Raw genomic sequence first — 14,309 nt, forward strand, 5'->3', positions numbered from 1 at the left:
CGACACCGGTACGAGACGTACCGCGTGCGGTCGGTGATGATCACCGACAGACTGGATACGCCCTGCCTCGTAGAGCGGGCAGGCGAGACGTGTCTCAGTCAGCATGATCCGAATCGGTTGGGATGATGGCAAATTGCAGTCACGCCACGCATCCCGACGTCAGTTTTGCCTGACGACCATAGCAAGCGGGAACCACCTGATCCATGCCGAACTCAGTAGTGAAACCGCTTAGCGCCGATGGTAGTGTGGGGTCTCCCCATGTGAGAGTAGGTCATCGTCAGGCACTTATTTCGAACCCCGGCCATTGGTCGGGGTTCATTCGTTTAGGGGTCTCCCATGGAGAGCGCCGGACGACGGGTGGCCGCCCCCGTCATCGTCAGGCATCTATCCCGAAACCCCAGCCCACAAGGCTGGGGTTTTTTTATGTCCGCACGGAACGTCACGGGCCTCTCAGTCAGTCGTGACGGCTTTCTGTCGTGACGGCATCGATCAGGCCGTACTGAACCGTCTATTCGTGCTGAACTGTGTATGAAGAGCGAGCGGGTCTGGACGCGCCATTGCCGATCACGCCAACGAAAATAGCATCCCGCTTTTGATCAGCTCGATATCCTTGTTGTGCATATACTCCTGTGGTTAGCCATCCAGATCACAGGAGGTTCATCATGCCGACTCCCAGCCGCGAGGAGCTTCTGGGCGAGCATCAGCCCGATGCGGTGCGTGCCCGGCTAGCAAGGCCAATGAGAGCATCAACGTTACCTGATGCTGTACTCGGAGGTATCGATGGCTGTGTCACTACCTTTGCTGTGGTATCCGGTGCTTTCGGTGCGGGTTTCTCGCCACAAGTAGCATTGGTACTGGGTTTCGCCAACTTGGCTGCTGATGGCTTCAGCATGGCAGTGAGCAACTATGAGGCTGGCCAAGCACAATTGGCCCAGATTGCTAACGCTGAACAGGTCGAACAACAACATATCGCCTTGGTGCCAGAAGGCGAGCGAGAAGAGATTCGTCAGCTGTTTCAAGCGAAGGGATTTGAGGGGGAGTTGCTTGAACAGGTGGTCGAAGCGCTATGTCACGATCCAGAAGTATGGGTCTCGACCATGTTGCGAGAAGAATATGGGCTTTCCGCTGCTGGAATTAGTCCCTTGCGATCGGCTCTGACTACCTTCGCTGCATTCCTTTTGGTCGGCGCTTTGCCCCTATTGCCCTATGCCCTGCCAGGGCTCGGTATTACCACTCAATTCCTGGTCAGTCTTGGCCTCGCAGGGCTGGTGTTTTTAGGTATCGGCATGCTTAAGAGCGCGGTGTATGGCGTGCCAGTGTGCCGGCCGGGACTACGTACATTGTTAATGGGTACCGCAGCAGCCGGATTGGCTTTTGCTACCGGCTATTTCGCACAAGGGGTACTAGGTAACTGATCATTTAAGTGCCTTTTAGCTGCGACAGGCTTTCAGTCAACCGTACAACTGCTGTTTAGCGCGATTGGCCTGCTTCATGATGAGCGCCAGGGGGCTCGCCGGAGAAGCGATTCGAAGACCTGGGCGCCGAGTCGCTGGTGACACGACCGACACCTCTCTTTTCCGGCCGTCTCAGCGTCGTGTTCCGGAAGAAAAACCGTTCATGCCGGATTTCGTGGCGGAGCGCTGGCTGGCCGTCATGCATGACCGCCGCCCTGAAGAGAGCGGCGGCTGCTGGGGTTGGGCAGGAAAGGGATACCGTTGTGACGATATCGCGCTGCCACTATGCCTGGCGCGTGGCCTGGAGTGCTTCGATCAGGCTGCGCATCTCGTCATCGGTGCCGATCGAGATGCGCAGGAAATCGCGCAGTCCATCCTTGTCGAAATGACGCACCAGAATGCCGCGTTCACGCAGTTCGCTGAAAATCATCGCGCCACTGCGTTCCGGATGACGCACGAACAGGAAATTGGTCTGTGACGGCAGGACTTCGAACCCCAGAGCCTCGAGCTGCTGGCGCGTCCACTCCCGCGTCGCGACGACCCGTTCGCAGCAGGCCCGGAAGTGTTCGTGATCTTCCAGCGAAGCGATGGCGACGTCGCTGGCCAGCGTGTCGATCGGATAGGAGTTGAACGAGTTCTTGACCCGCTCCAGCCCTTCGATGAGCTCGCGCGAGCCGATGGCGTAACCCACGCGCAGCCCCGCCAGACTGCGCGATTTGGACAACGTTCCGGTGACCAGCAGGTTGGGATGTTCGTCGACCAGCGGGATGGCGCTTTCGCCGCCAAAATCCACATAGGCCTCATCGACCAGCACGACGCTCTCGGTGATACGTTCGAGCAGACGGGCGATGGCCTGGCGCGGGTGACCGTGGCCGGTCGGCGCGTTGGGGTTGGCGAACACGACCCCGCCGTTATCGGTATCGAAAGCTTCCAGGGCGATCTGCCAGTGATCGTTCAGCGCCACGGTGCGATAGGCAATGTCGTACAGCTTGCAGTAGACCGGGTAGAAGCTGTAACTGATCGCCGGCATCAGCAGCGGCTTCGGCTGGCAGAAGAAGGTCTGGAACGCCAGCGCCAATACCTCGTCGGAGCCGTTGCCGACGAAGACCTGTTCCGGCTCGACACCATAGGTCTTCGCCAGCGCCTGACGCAGTGCCGAAGATTCCGGGTCCGGGTAGAGACGCAGATGATCCACCGCGAACCGTTGCAATACCGCCTCGACGGCGGGAGAAGGCGGATAGGGATTTTCGTTGGTATTGAGCTTGATCAGTTTCTCGCGTGGCTGCTCACCCGGTACGTAGGGGGTCAGGGCGCGAACGGCGGGGCTCCAGAATCGACTCATGATCTCTCGCGGACACGTAATGGATACGATGCAGACAACTGCGGCAGGGCAGCGCTCATAGTGACGTCAGGCTCGAATCGGTGCAAGCCAGCCGGGGAATATGAACGTTCGGGTTGATTAGTGCTCTAACGGCCTCATCTACGGAATATCCGATTCACGATTTACATCCCTATCTTCGAAGGAATTCCATGGCCTACGACAAGCTGCTTTCGCCCATCACCGTCGGTGATGTCGAACTCGCCAATCGCGTCATGATGGCGCCACTGACTCGCGCTCGGACGCCGGACAGCATCCCCGGCGCACTGCAGGCCGAATATTACGCCCAACGGGCCGGCGCGGGTCTGATCATCAGCGAAGCGACCAACATTTCGCCCACGGCACGAGGCTATGTCTACACGCCGGGCATCTGGACCGACGATCAGGAAACCGGCTGGCGCCAGGTCGTCGATGCCGTGCATGGTGCCGGCGGGCGGATCGCCCTGCAGCTCTGGCACGTGGGCCGCATCTCCCATGAGATGGTGCAGCCGGAAGGTCAGGCGCCCGTCGCGCCCAGCGCCTTGCGTGCCGAGGGTGCCAACTGTTTCGTCGAGTTCGAGGACGGCAGTTCCGGCCAGCACCCGACCAGCACGCCACGGGCGCTGACGCTGGACGAGATCCCCGGCCTGATCGACGACTACCGCCAGGCTGCCAAGCGCGCCAAGCGTGCGGGCTTCGATCTGGTCGAGGTGCACGCCGCCAATGCTTATCTGCTGCAGCAGTTCCTTGCGACCGGCAGCAACCGGCGCAACGACCGCTACGGTGGCAACGTGGTCAACCGAGCCCGTCTGCTGCTGGAAGTCGTCGACGCCGTGAGCGAGGTCATGGGAGCCGGGCGCATCGGTGTGCGGCTGTCGCCCTTCATCGAAATCTTCGGTCTGTCGGATGATGAACCCGAAGCAATGATGCGTTATCTGGCCAGCGAATTGAGCCGTCGCCAGATCGCCTACCTGCACATCAACGAGCCCGACTGGACCGGCGAAGGCCCGCAGTTGAGCGACGATTTCCGCCGTGACCTGCGCGAGCGTTTCATCGGCACGCTGATCTACTGCGGGCACTACACCGCCCAACGTGCACAAGCGCTGATCGAAAACGGACTGGGAGATGCCGCTGCCTTCGGGCGTCCCTACATCGCCAACCCGGATCTGGTCGAGCGCTTCCGTCGGGATGCCGCGCTCAACGAGCCGAATCCGGAAACCTTCTATGGTGGCGGGGCCGAGGGTTACACCGACTATCCGACGCTGGATTGAGCCGTTTGCGCGTGGCAGCCTGAGCCGTGGTGGCTGAATGGGGTGTCACGCGGGAAACTTACCGCTATCCTGTCATCATGTGGCCGCCAAGGCGGCCTATATGGCCCAGAAGTGAAGGAGAACCGATATGCAGATCAGGACGTTGCTGGCCAGCGCCGCCACGGTTGCCGTATTGGCCGGTTGTGCCAGCGGTGGCACCCAAACGCAGACCGGCACCGCCGATTCCTCTGCCGGAATGTCGTCGACCACGACCACCTACGAAGGCACGCTGCCTTGCCGCAGCTGTGATGGTATCGACCTGACCGTCGACCTCAGCGGCACCGAGTCGTCGCCTGCCGCCGAGCGCACCTTCACCCTCGAGGCCGACTACCGGAATCATCCGCAGAACCCGGATCCGGAGCAGTACGAAGGCCAGTGGGAAACGATGAGCGGAACGGCGGTCGATCCGCAGGCAACGGTTTATGAGCTGACGCCGAACGGCGAAGGCCAGATCTACTACTTCCAGAAGATCGATGACAGCACGCTGGAGTTGATCGATCCCCAGCGCCGTCGTTTCGAAAACGGCGAGATGCTGCGCCTGAACCGTCAGTAATCGTTACGCTGACGAGCAGATCGAGGCGGCCATTGGCCGCCTCTTGTCGTTGAAGGACAGTCGTCAATGGGCAGCCGGTGTGGAAAAGCCATCTATGGCACCATGCATGTCTGCCATTCACCTGCTTGATGGAGACCGCCGCGCGTGGCAAAAGCGAAAAGCGCCTTCGTCTGCACCGAATGCGGTGCGGACTACAGCAAATGGCAGGGCCAGTGCAGCAACTGCCGCGAGTGGAACACGCTGAGCGAGGTCAGGGTCGGCGGCGCCCGGCCCGGCGCACCCGCGAGCGGCAGTGGTGCTCGGGGCGGTTATGCCGGCGCGCTGTCGCGAGAGGTTGTCGATCTTTCCGGCGTCGATCTCACCGAGGTGCCGCGTTTCAGCACCACGTTCGAGGAGTTCGATCGCGTACTCGGCGGCGGCCTGGTGCCCGGTTCGGCCGTGCTGCTGGGCGGCCATCCCGGCGCCGGCAAGTCGACGCTGCTGCTGCAGACCGCCTGCCGCCTGGCCCAGAGCAAACGCGTGCTCTATGTCACCGGCGAGGAGTCGCTGTCCCAGGTGGCGATGCGCGCCCACCGCCTGCAACTGCCGACCCAGGGGCTCAAGATGCTCGCCGAGACCAGCATCGAGACGCTGCTGGCCGTGGCCGAGCGGGAACGCCCCGAAGTGCTGATCATCGACTCCATCCAGACCATGCATCTGGAAGATATCGGCTCCGCGCCCGGCGGCGTCGCCCAGGTACGGGAATCGGCGGCGGCACTCACGCGCTTCGCCAAGCAGAGCAACACCGTGCTGATGCTGGTCGGCCATGTCACCAAGGACGGCACGCTGGCCGGCCCCAAGGTGCTCGAACACATGATCGATGCCTCGCTGCTGCTCGAAGGCGGCAGCGACTCCCGCTTCCGCACCCTGCGCGGGCAGAAGAATCGCTTCGGCGCGATCAACGAACTCGGCGTGTTCGCGATGGTCGAGCTCGGCCTCAAGGAGGTCAAGAATCCCAGCGCGATCTTCCTGTCGCGAAGCGAGGAGCTGGCCTCCGGCAGTCTGGTGATGGTGGTGTGGGAAGGCACACGGCCGATTCTGGTCGAAGTGCAGGCACTGCTCGACGAGTCTGCGCTGGGCAACCCGCGTCGCGTCGCGGTGGGGCTCGATCACAACCGCTTGGCGATGCTGCTGGCCGTGCTGCACAAGCACGGCGGGCTGTTTACCGGCGACCAGGATGTTTTCCTCAATGTCGTTGGCGGGGTCAAGGTGCTCGAGACCAGCGCCGACCTGGCGGTCCTGCTCGCCGTGGTTTCCAGTCTTCAGAACCGGCCGCTGCCGCGAGAACTGGTGGTATTCGGCGAGGTGGGGCTGTCCGGCGAGATCCGCCCGGTACCCAGCGGCCAGGAGCGTATCATCGAAGCCGCCAAGCACGGTTTCACGCGGGCCATCGTGCCGCGCGGCAATGCGCCCAAGAAGGCACCTGCCGGCATGCAGGTGGTGGCGGTCGACAAGCTGGCCGAGGCGCTGGAAGCGCTGTGAACGTGGCGGTCCACGGGGCCGCTTGCCCTGTCGCCGGCGGGGATCGCATCGTTCGGCGCTGAGTCTCGTCGCCGCGTCGGGTAAACTGCCAGCCAGGATCGATATCTCCAGGAAAGAGACGAGGAACAGACCATGAGTGCCATTCGCCTGACGCAGTACAGCCACGGGGCCGGCTGCGGCTGCAAGATCGCCCCCGACGTGCTCGACCGCATCATCGCCAAGGCCGGGCCGGGCGCCAACAGCAAGCATCTGATCGTCGGCAACCAAGGGCGTGAAGATGCCGCCGTCTATGATCTGGGCGACGGCCGCGGCCTGATCTCGACTACCGATTTCTTCATGCCGATCGTCGACGATCCGTTCGACTTCGGCCGCATCGCCGCGACCAACGCCATCAGCGATGTCTACGCCATGGGCGGCGAGCCGATCATGGCGCTGGGCATTCTCGGCTGGCCGCTGGACAAGCTGCCGGCGGAGATCGCCGGGGATGTCATGGCCGGCGCCCAGGCCGTCTGTCGCGAACTGGGCGTCGCCCTGGCGGGCGGCCACTCCATCGACGCGCCGGAGCCGATCTTCGGGCTCTCGGTCAACGGCCTGGTCGATCTCGACAACCTCAAGCTCAATAGCGGCGCCAAGCCTGGCGACCTGCTCTATCTGACCAAGCCGCTGGGCGTCGGCCTGCTGACGACGGCCGAAAAGCAGGGCTTGCTGGAAGCCGGTCACCACGGCCTGGCCCGCGAGACGATGCTGATCGCCAACGATATCGGCAAGGAACTGGCCAAGGTCGAAGGCGTGCATGCCATGACCGATGTCACCGGCTTCGGCCTGGCCGGGCATCTGAGTGAAGTCTGTGCCGCCAGTGGCGTCGAGGCGCGGATCGACTTCGCCAAGCTGCCGCGGCTCGCCGAAGCCGAGGCCTATCGGCGCAAGGGCGCCGTACCGGGTGGCACCGCGCGCAATCGCGAGGCGATCGGCAAGGCGCTGCCGGACATGGACGCCGCCCACTGGCAGTGGCTGTGCGATCCGCAGACTTCCGGCGGCCTGCTGCTGGCGGTGGATCCGGCCTGGGCCGACGATGTCGAGCGAATCGGGCGGCAGCATCAACTCAAACTGGAAGCGTTCGGCGAATGCGTCAGCAAGCGCGGCGGTGCCAGCCTGATCGAGGTACGCGGTTGAAGGACGACGACAAGAGCCGTGCAACGAGCCATGAGTTGATCGATGCCGATCTGGCGCTGCTCCAACGACCGTTGATCGATGTCCGGGCGCCGATCGAATTTGCCGCTGGCGCCTTGCCGGGGGCGATCAACCTGCCGTTGATGGACGACGACGAGCGCCGCGAGGTCGGCATTCGCTACAAGCACGCCGGCCAGGCCTCCGCGGTCGAGCTGGGTAACCGCCTGGTCTCCGGCGAGAGCCGCGAAGCGCGGTTGGTCGCCTGGGAACAAGCCATCAAGGCAGCGCCGGATAGCGTGATCTACTGCTTCCGCGGAGGCATGCGATCGAAGATCTCGCAGCAATGGCTCGCCGAGCGCGGCTATCCATTGCCACGGATTCGCGGTGGCTGGAAGGCGATGCGCACCCGGTTCATCGAAACGCTGGAAGCCCACAGTCAGGCACCCTTGCTGCTGGTCGCCGGTCTGACCGGCTGCGCCAAGACGGCGCTGGTCAATTCGCTCGATTCTGGCGTCGACCTGGAAGGCCACGCGCGTCACAAGGGGTCGGCCTTCGGCCAGCATCCGTTGACGGGGCCGTCGCAGATCGATTTCGAGCATGGCCTGACGTTGGACCTGATGCGTCTGCCTCATGCGCGGGTGGTGGAGGACGAGTCCCAGCGTATCGGGCGGCTGGCGATTCCGGCCACCTTCTGGCAGGTAATGAAAGCCGCGCCCTGTATCCGGGTGGAGATGCCGCTGGAGTGGCGCCTGGAGCAGATCCGCAAGGACTATATCGAGGATCTGAGCGCGATCTATCATCGCGACTACGGTCCGCATCTGGGCGAAGTGCTGTTTCGCAAGCAGCTCTCCGGCGCTCTGAAGCGCCTCGGCAAGCGTCTGGGCGGCGAGCGTCTGGCGCGATTGACCGAGGCGCAGCAACGGGCCTTCGTGGCCCAGCGCCACGGCAACGTGCAGGCTCACGAGGCCTGGCTGGCACCGCTGTTGCAGGAGTACTACGACCCGATGTATCGCCACCAGATCGAGCATCAGCCCCGGCCGACACTGCACGTCGGGGATTGGGACAGCTGTCTGGCGGTCGCCCGGCAGTGGGAGCGCGAACAGGCCGGTTAGGAGCAAGGATTTCTAGTTCAGCGCTCGCCCAGCCACTGGGTCATGATCCGGTCCAGTAGCGCCGCCTGCCGATCGAAACGCCTCGGGTCGTCAAGGATATCGTCGCGAGTCTGTACGTAGGGCGCGGCGTTGGTTGCCGGCAGGTCGTGATCGCACAGCGCCGCCGTACCCTGGGCCGTCAGCTCCAGATGGCATTGCAGCGCGACGACGCGGCCCAGATCCCAGGCGAACCCCTGGACCGGGCCGGCCGGCGTGCTGCCCAGCGGCAGGCAGCCATCCGGCAGGCCGAAGATGTCGCGATGCCAGAGCAGGGCGTCGAAGGTTTCCGGCAGGTCGAAGGAGCTTTCGTCCGCCAGGGTCAGCGGCTGCCAGCCGATTTCCGGCTGCACGGCGGGTGACACGATGGCGCCGAGCGCCTCGGCGATCAGACCGGCACCGAAGCCGATGCCGAGCACCGGCTTGTTGCTCTTCAAGGCGCGATCCACCAGCTTGCGCTCGCGCTTGAGCAGCGTGGCATCGGGCGATTGCAGCGCATCGAGCAGCACCAGCGCGTCGCAGTTGGCCAGTGGCGGTGGCAGTTCGCCCTCGTCCAGTCGGCAGTGGTTGTAGCTGTGGCCCATGCCGGTGAGCCAATCCGCCATGCGGGCGGGGCCGAACAGCGGGCTATGCTGAAGAAAGTAGATATGCATGATAGGTCCAATGATGGGGACGACCGGACCACTCCACAAGCGAGGAATAGGGTTTTAGCGATGGCCATTCGTGCCCAGCTCCTGGAACAGATCTACACCATCGTGGCGCAGATACCCGCGGGGCGCGTCACCACCTACGGGCGGATCGCCCAAATGACCGAAGGCGCCACGGCGCGCCTGGTCGGGACGGCGATGCGGCAGCTGCCCGCGGGGCACGACCTGCCCTGGCACCGGGTCATTGGCGCCAGCCGACGAATCGCGGAGCATGGCGGCGCCCAGCGCCAGCACGAGAAATTGCGCGCCGAAGGGGTCGTTTTCGATGCCGGTGGTCGCGTGCCGATGCATTTGATGTGGCCAGAATGACGAGGAATTCATGACAAAGCCCATGGGTAGCTTCAACGCCAGACTCCGCCAGCTCGACGCGCGCCAGCAGATCGCTTTCATGGCGGCGCTGAGCGAACGCCTGGTGCCCAACTACGCGCTCTATGCCGGCATGAGCGGCCACGGCAATCCGAGCGTGATGAACAATGTGCTGGATCTGGTATGGGAACGGCTCAAGGTCGCCTCGGCCCGGATCGACTTCGACAAGCAGGCCGAGAAGCTGGCCGAAATCGAGCCGCCGGAAGACGACGACAGCTTCGGTGCGCGACGGGCGACGGAGAGCGTCATGGCATTGACCACGCTGCTGGATGCCCTGCGCGGCGAAGCCCCGGAGGCCGCGCTGGAGGTGAGCCGGGTTTCCCGCAATGGCGTACGCGCCTATATCGAGATGACCGAGGGCAGCGAGGACGCCGAGCGGCTCGATGCGCTGTTCCGCGAGCATGAGATGATGCAGGACGAACGTGATTTTCAGGACGCGGTGCTCGAAGCGCTCGAGGCCGACCCCAAACTCGATGATCTCTCGGCGCTGCGCGCATTGGGACGCAACCAAGGCGTCAGCAATCTGGGCCTGAGCCTCGATTGATCGGCGTCGACCGGTTGTGGATAAGCTGGTCGTGCCAGAGTCTGTTGATAGAGGCTTGTCGATGGAAAGACAGGAGCAAGGCGATTGGAGGCCGATAACCGCGGTAGCGGCCGACGCGCAAAAATAACGTTCAAGGAGGAACATCATGCAGAAACGTTGGTTGGTCGGTGGCCTGGCATTGGCGACAGTGATGCTGGCGGGTTGCCAGAGTCTGGGATGGAGCGGCGATGCGCTGCGCACCGAGCCGGTAGTGAAAAGCGTACACGAGCCCGGCTGCGAGGGTGACGGCTGCGCCACCGTCAACGCCGCCTACCTGCGCTTCCCTGAATCGCCACGGCTCTCCGACGAACTCGAACGGCGGCTGTTCGGGCTGGCGAGCGGACTCAGCGAGAGCCCCGACGGCAACGCCATGGGGCAGGCCCGTTCTTTCGATGACTTCGCCGATCAGGTATTCGCGGCCGCCCGCAGCGCCCGCCAGGACGTACCGGAACTGCCCGGCTTCGAGGCCGATCTCAGGGCGGACATCGTGGCGGATCACGACGACCTGCTGGTGATCGAGCTCGACGGTTATCTGTATAGCGGCGGTGCCCACGGCCTGCCGCTAACCTCTTACCTGGTGATCGATCGCGACACGCAGCAGGTGGTGGCTCTCGACGACATGCTGCTGCCGGGGCAGCGGCCGGCTTACGAGGCGGCGTTGAAGCGGGCGCATCAGCGCTGGCTGAAGACCGACCAGGCCAGCGGATTGTCAGAGATGCAGTGGCCGTTCGCGCTATCCGACAACGTGGCGCCGTTGGTGGACGGGCTGGCGGTGAAGTACCAGGTCTACGATCTGGCGCCGTACGCGGCGGGGCAGCCGCAGTTGATGATTCCCTACGCCGAGCTCGACGGCGTTCTCGAGGCGCGCTATCTGCCTTGATGATGACGATCATCGGGCCAATCGCTGGCTACGGTAATCTGCGTTGGGAGTAGAAAACGCAAGCGCCGCGCCTGGAATGCAGGCGCGGCGCTTTGGGATCGCCAGGTTCGCTCGGCAATGGCCTCAGAGGCGCATCTCGATGCCATGCTCGGCCATGTAGCGCTTGGCGTCAGGAATCGTGTACTCGCCGAAGTGGAAGATGCTGGCGGCGAGTACCGCATCGGCACCGCCTTCCTTGACCCCGGCCACCAGATGATCGAGGTTGCCGACACCGCCGGAAGCGATCACCGGCACCTCGACCGCATCGCTGATCGCGCGAGTCACGCCGAGATCGAAGCCCACCTTGGTGCCGTCACGGTCCATGCTGGTCAGCAGCAGCTCGCCGGCGCCGTACTCGACCATCTTGCGCGCCCAGTCCACGGCGTCCAGCCCGGTCGGGCGGCGCCCGCCGTGGGTGAATATCTCCCAGCGCGGCGGTTCGCCTTCGGCGCTGACCTTCTTGGCGTCGATCGCCACCACGATGCACTGGCTGCCGAAGCGCTCGGCGGCCTCGCGCACGAAATCCGGGTTGGTGACGGCGGCGGTATTGATCGAGACCTTGTCCGCGCCGGCATTGAGCATGGTGCGAATATCCTCGCAGCGACGAATGCCGCCGCCCACGGTCAGCGGAATGAACACCTCGCCGGCGATGCGCTCGACCATCTCGACGGTGGTGCCGCGATCTTCATGGCTGGCGGTGATGTCGAGAAAGGTGATCTCGTCGGCGCCCTGCTGGTTGTAGCGCTTGGCGATCTCGACCGGATCGCCGGCGTCGCGAATCCCCACGAAATTGACGCCCTTGACCACGCGGCCGGCGTCGACGTCGAGACAGGGAATAATGCGTTTGGCCAGTGTCATGAGCGGACTCCCGCGGTGTCGATCCGGTCGCCACGCATCGAATCGCCCTGAATCGAATCGCTCAGCGCCTGTGCCTCGGCGACGTCGAGCGAGCCTTCGTAGATGGCGCGTCCGGTGATGGCGCCGATGATGCCGCTGTCGGCGACCTTGGCCAGCGCACGAATGTCTTCCAGATCGGTCACGCCGCCCGAGGCGATCACCGGCAGGCCGCCGTCACGGGCGAGTTGGGCCGTGGCTTCGACGTTGACGCCCTGCATCATGCCGTCGCGGGCAATGTCGGTATAGACGATCGAGGAAACGCCGTCGTCGGCGAATCGCCTAGCCAGATCCACCGCCTTGACCGTGGATACCTCGGCCCAGCCATCGGTGGCGACGAAGCCGTCGCGGGCGTCCAGGCCGACGATCACGTGGCCCGGGAAGCGGCGGCACATCTCGCCGACGAAGTCGGGTTCCTTGACCGCCTTGGTGCCGATGATCACGTAGCTCACCCCGGCAGCGAGATAGTGCTCGATGGTCTCGGCACTGCGGATGCCGCCGCCGATCTGGATCGGCAGATCCGGATAGGCGCGGGCAATGGCCGTGACGGCGTCGCCGTTGACCGGCTTGCCCTCGAAGGCGCCGTTGAGATCGACCAGGTGCAGCCGCCGCGCGCCGGCCTCGACCCAGCGTGCGGCCATCGCGACCGGATCGTCCCCGTAGGAGGTCGCATCATCCATGCGGCCCTGCTTGAGGCGCACGCACTGGCCGTCCTTGAGATCGATGGCGGGAATCACCAGCATGGCTTCGAATCCTTTGACTGTGAGTCGGTTAGGTGCTGTCCGAGAAGTCGGCGCGATGACCAGATAAGACAAAAATCGGCGAAAGAACGGAGTTTACAGAGGGTAAATGAGTATCTTGAGCCAATTTCTAACGCCATATGGGTGAGCGCAGCCACTTTTCGGATGGTGCCTAGGGCGCCCAGTTGACGAAATTTTCCAGCAGTTGCAGGCCGTCCCCGGCGCTCTTCTCCGGGTGGAACTGGACCGCGAAGACGGTACCGCGACCGGTGACCACATGGGCGTCGACGTCGGCATAATTGGTAGTACCGAAGATATCGGCATCGCTGGCGGCCTCGACGTAATAGCTGTGCACGAAGTAGAACCTCGCGCCGTCCTCGATGCCGTTCCACAGCGGATGCTGGTGATGCTGCGCTACACGGTTCCAGCCCATGTGCGGCACTTTCAGGCGCTCGCCTTCGGGCGTGGTCAGCTTGTGGCCGAAGTGACGCACGCGACCGGGGAGGAAGCCCAGGCAGTCGACGCCGCCGTTCTCCTCGCTGCGGTCGAACAGCATCTGCTGGCCGACGCAGATACCCAGCAGCGGCTTGGCCTGCTCCTCGAGCAGATCCTTGACCAGGCCTTCGAGCTCGGTGCGCTGCAGTTCGCCCATGCAGTCGCGGATCGCGCCCTGGCCGGGCAGCACCAGGCGCGAGGCACCGCGAATCGAGCGCGGATCGCGGGTCACCATGACGTTTTCATGGGTGACGTGCTCGAGCGCCTTGGCCACGGAGTGCAGGTTACCCATTCCGTAATCGATCACGGCGATCGTCATTGCGGTTTCCTCGCTGATTCGGTGGTGGCGATGGGCGGTATCACAGGCTGCCTTTGGTCGATGGCATCTGGCCTGCCATGCGGGGGTCTTCCTCGACCGCGGCACGCAATGCCCGGCCGAACGCCTTGAAGATGGTTTCCGCCTGATGGTGGGCGTTGAAGCCCTTGAGATTGTCGATGTGCAGCGTGACCTGGGCGTGATTGACAAAGCCCTGGAAGAACTCCCAGAACAGCTGCGTGTCCAGCCGGCCGATGGTCGCGCGGGTGAATTCGACATCCATGAACAGGCCCGAACGGCCGGAGAAATCGATCACCACGCGAGACAGCGCCTCGTCGAGCGGCACGTAGGCGTGGCCGTAGCGACGAATGCCCCGCTTGTCGCCGATCGCCTGGGCGAAGGCCTGCCCCAGAGTAATGCCGAGATCCTCGACGGTGTGGTGCTCGTCGATCTCGAGATCGCCCTTGGCATCGATTGTCAGGTCGATCATGCCGTGGCGAGCCACCTGATCCAGCATGTGGTCGAGGAAAGGAACCCCGGTCTGGCAATCCAGGCGGCCGCTGCCGTCCAGGTTGACCGTGACCGTGATCTGCGTCTCGTTGGTGTCGCGCGACACCGTGGCGATGCGCTCGGACATGCGTGGGGAATCTCCCGGTACGGTTGGCGAGAATCGGCCATTATAGTGAATCGAGCCCTGCATCCGCTACAATGGCGGTGTTTATCGGGCGGCGATCTTCGCCGCCCACCGATCAGTCAGGCCGTTCTGCCGACAAGGA

General features: G+C 63.7%; 15 protein-coding genes and 1 rRNA gene. 10 read left to right on the plus strand and 6 right to left on the minus strand.

Features of this window, described 5'->3' with window-relative positions; translation table 11 throughout:
* Positions 1 to 168: 168 nt before the first annotated feature.
* Together rrf and ACWHY3_RS01420 are read left to right on the plus strand one after the other, a co-directional pair.
* Positions 169 to 283: ribosomal RNA gene (gene rrf, locus ACWHY3_RS01415) — 5S ribosomal RNA — on the plus strand.
* A 379-nt stretch (positions 284 to 662) separates the two neighbouring features.
* Positions 663 to 1,415 carry a VIT1/CCC1 transporter family protein gene (locus ACWHY3_RS01420; protein ID WP_303856591.1) on the plus strand — a complete coding sequence of 251 codons (753 nt, stop codon included), beginning with the start codon at positions 663 to 665 and terminating at the stop codon, positions 1,413 to 1,415.
* Between the two features lie 322 nt (positions 1,416 to 1,737).
* Here ACWHY3_RS01420 and hisC read toward each other — a convergent pair whose 3' ends face one another.
* Positions 1,738 to 2,796, minus strand: a complete 1,059-nt coding sequence (hisC, locus tag ACWHY3_RS01425) for a histidinol-phosphate transaminase (protein WP_087720715.1) — start codon at positions 2,794 to 2,796, stop codon at positions 1,738 to 1,740.
* A gap of 188 nt (positions 2,797 to 2,984) precedes the next feature.
* Between hisC and ACWHY3_RS01430 the strand changes: the two genes are divergently transcribed.
* The 5 genes from ACWHY3_RS01430 to mnmH all read left to right on the plus strand — a co-directional run bounded on the left by ACWHY3_RS01430 (position 2,985) and on the right by mnmH (position 8,477).
* Complete coding sequence (locus ACWHY3_RS01430) at positions 2,985 to 4,082, plus strand: alkene reductase (RefSeq protein WP_303856587.1); 1,098 nt, start codon at positions 2,985 to 2,987, stop codon at positions 4,080 to 4,082.
* Positions 4,083 to 4,209: 127 nt separating this feature from the next.
* A complete protein-coding gene (locus tag ACWHY3_RS01435; protein WP_087720711.1) occupies positions 4,210 to 4,674 on the plus strand; it encodes a copper resistance protein NlpE N-terminal domain-containing protein in 465 nt (154 codons plus the stop codon).
* Positions 4,675 to 4,818: 144 nt separating this feature from the next.
* Entirely contained in the window at positions 4,819 to 6,195 is a 1,377-nt protein-coding gene (radA, locus tag ACWHY3_RS01440) for a DNA repair protein RadA (protein ID WP_448127416.1), read from the plus strand.
* Between the two features lie 132 nt (positions 6,196 to 6,327).
* The gene (gene selD, locus ACWHY3_RS01445; protein ID WP_448127417.1) at positions 6,328 to 7,368 is read left to right on the plus strand and encodes a selenide, water dikinase SelD; all 1,041 of its coding nucleotides are present in this window, start codon (positions 6,328 to 6,330) and stop codon (positions 7,366 to 7,368) included.
* A complete protein-coding gene (gene mnmH, locus ACWHY3_RS01450) occupies positions 7,365 to 8,477 on the plus strand; it encodes a tRNA 2-selenouridine(34) synthase MnmH (RefSeq protein WP_448127418.1) in 1,113 nt (370 codons plus the stop codon). The genes selD and mnmH overlap by 4 nt, the downstream gene beginning before the upstream one ends.
* 17 nt (positions 8,478 to 8,494) lie before the next feature.
* Here mnmH and ACWHY3_RS01455 read toward each other — a convergent pair whose 3' ends face one another.
* Positions 8,495 to 9,166, minus strand: coding sequence for a type 1 glutamine amidotransferase (locus tag ACWHY3_RS01455; protein ID WP_448127419.1), 672 nt, complete (start codon positions 9,164 to 9,166; stop codon positions 8,495 to 8,497).
* A 60-nt stretch (positions 9,167 to 9,226) separates the two neighbouring features.
* Here ACWHY3_RS01455 and ACWHY3_RS01460 point away from each other — a divergent pair, with 60 nt between their 5' ends.
* The 3 genes from ACWHY3_RS01460 (at position 9,227) to ACWHY3_RS01470 (ending at position 11,049) form a co-directional block, all read left to right on the plus strand.
* Positions 9,227 to 9,529: an MGMT family protein gene (locus tag ACWHY3_RS01460; RefSeq protein WP_448127420.1), complete on the plus strand. Its 303-nt coding sequence runs from the start codon at positions 9,227 to 9,229 to the stop codon at positions 9,527 to 9,529.
* A 10-nt stretch (positions 9,530 to 9,539) separates the two neighbouring features.
* Positions 9,540 to 10,130, plus strand: a complete 591-nt coding sequence (locus tag ACWHY3_RS01465; protein ID WP_448127421.1) for a YjaG family protein — start codon at positions 9,540 to 9,542, stop codon at positions 10,128 to 10,130.
* Positions 10,131 to 10,275: 145 nt separating this feature from the next.
* Positions 10,276 to 11,049: an RsiV family protein gene (locus ACWHY3_RS01470; protein ID WP_448127422.1), complete on the plus strand. Its 774-nt coding sequence runs from the start codon at positions 10,276 to 10,278 to the stop codon at positions 11,047 to 11,049.
* A 123-nt stretch (positions 11,050 to 11,172) separates the two neighbouring features.
* On the opposite strand, the gene hisF is transcribed toward ACWHY3_RS01470, so the two are convergent.
* From hisF to hisB, 4 genes are all read right to left on the minus strand, one after another.
* The gene (gene hisF / locus ACWHY3_RS01475; protein WP_087720695.1) at positions 11,173 to 11,946 is read right to left on the minus strand and encodes an imidazole glycerol phosphate synthase subunit HisF; all 774 of its coding nucleotides are present in this window, start codon (positions 11,944 to 11,946) and stop codon (positions 11,173 to 11,175) included.
* Entirely contained in the window at positions 11,943 to 12,725 is a 783-nt protein-coding gene (gene hisA, locus ACWHY3_RS01480; RefSeq protein ID WP_087720693.1) for a 1-(5-phosphoribosyl)-5-[(5-phosphoribosylamino)methylideneamino]imidazole-4-carboxamide isomerase, read from the minus strand. The genes hisF and hisA overlap by 4 nt, the downstream gene beginning before the upstream one ends.
* A 169-nt stretch (positions 12,726 to 12,894) precedes the next feature.
* Positions 12,895 to 13,536: an imidazole glycerol phosphate synthase subunit HisH gene (hisH, locus tag ACWHY3_RS01485; protein ID WP_087720691.1), complete on the minus strand. Its 642-nt coding sequence runs from the start codon at positions 13,534 to 13,536 to the stop codon at positions 12,895 to 12,897.
* Positions 13,537 to 13,576: 40 nt separating this feature from the next.
* Positions 13,577 to 14,170, minus strand: a complete 594-nt coding sequence (hisB, locus tag ACWHY3_RS01490; RefSeq protein ID WP_087720689.1) for an imidazoleglycerol-phosphate dehydratase HisB — start codon at positions 14,168 to 14,170, stop codon at positions 13,577 to 13,579.
* Positions 14,171 to 14,309: the final 139 nt, after the last annotated feature.

The organism is Salinicola sp. NYA28a (assembly GCF_976982775.1).

What these genes read in the sequence shown, in the direction of transcription:
- ACWHY3_RS01430 (WP_303856587.1), top strand. Translation starts at nt 2,985, where the DNA reads ATGGCCTACGACAAGCTGCTTTCGCCCATCACCGTCGGTGATGTCGAA.
- hisF (WP_087720695.1), bottom strand. Translation starts at nt 11,946, where the DNA reads ATGACACTGGCCAAACGCATTATTCCCTGTCTCGACGTCGACGCCGGC.
- hisC (WP_087720715.1), bottom strand. Translation starts at nt 2,796, where the DNA reads ATGAGTCGATTCTGGAGCCCCGCCGTTCGCGCCCTGACCCCCTACGTA.
- selD (WP_448127417.1), top strand. Translation starts at nt 6,328, where the DNA reads ATGAGTGCCATTCGCCTGACGCAGTACAGCCACGGGGCCGGCTGCGGC.
- ACWHY3_RS01465 (WP_448127421.1), top strand. Translation starts at nt 9,540, where the DNA reads ATGACAAAGCCCATGGGTAGCTTCAACGCCAGACTCCGCCAGCTCGAC.
- hisH (WP_087720691.1), bottom strand. Translation starts at nt 13,536, where the DNA reads ATGACGATCGCCGTGATCGATTACGGAATGGGTAACCTGCACTCCGTG.
- ACWHY3_RS01460 (WP_448127420.1), top strand. Translation starts at nt 9,227, where the DNA reads ATGGCCATTCGTGCCCAGCTCCTGGAACAGATCTACACCATCGTGGCG.
- hisA (WP_087720693.1), bottom strand. Translation starts at nt 12,725, where the DNA reads ATGCTGGTGATTCCCGCCATCGATCTCAAGGACGGCCAGTGCGTGCGC.
- ACWHY3_RS01470 (WP_448127422.1), top strand. Translation starts at nt 10,276, where the DNA reads ATGCAGAAACGTTGGTTGGTCGGTGGCCTGGCATTGGCGACAGTGATG.
- ACWHY3_RS01435 (WP_087720711.1), top strand. Translation starts at nt 4,210, where the DNA reads ATGCAGATCAGGACGTTGCTGGCCAGCGCCGCCACGGTTGCCGTATTG.
- ACWHY3_RS01420 (WP_303856591.1), top strand. Translation starts at nt 663, where the DNA reads ATGCCGACTCCCAGCCGCGAGGAGCTTCTGGGCGAGCATCAGCCCGAT.
- hisB (WP_087720689.1), bottom strand. Translation starts at nt 14,170, where the DNA reads ATGTCCGAGCGCATCGCCACGGTGTCGCGCGACACCAACGAGACGCAG.
- ACWHY3_RS01455 (WP_448127419.1), bottom strand. Translation starts at nt 9,166, where the DNA reads ATGCATATCTACTTTCTTCAGCATAGCCCGCTGTTCGGCCCCGCCCGC.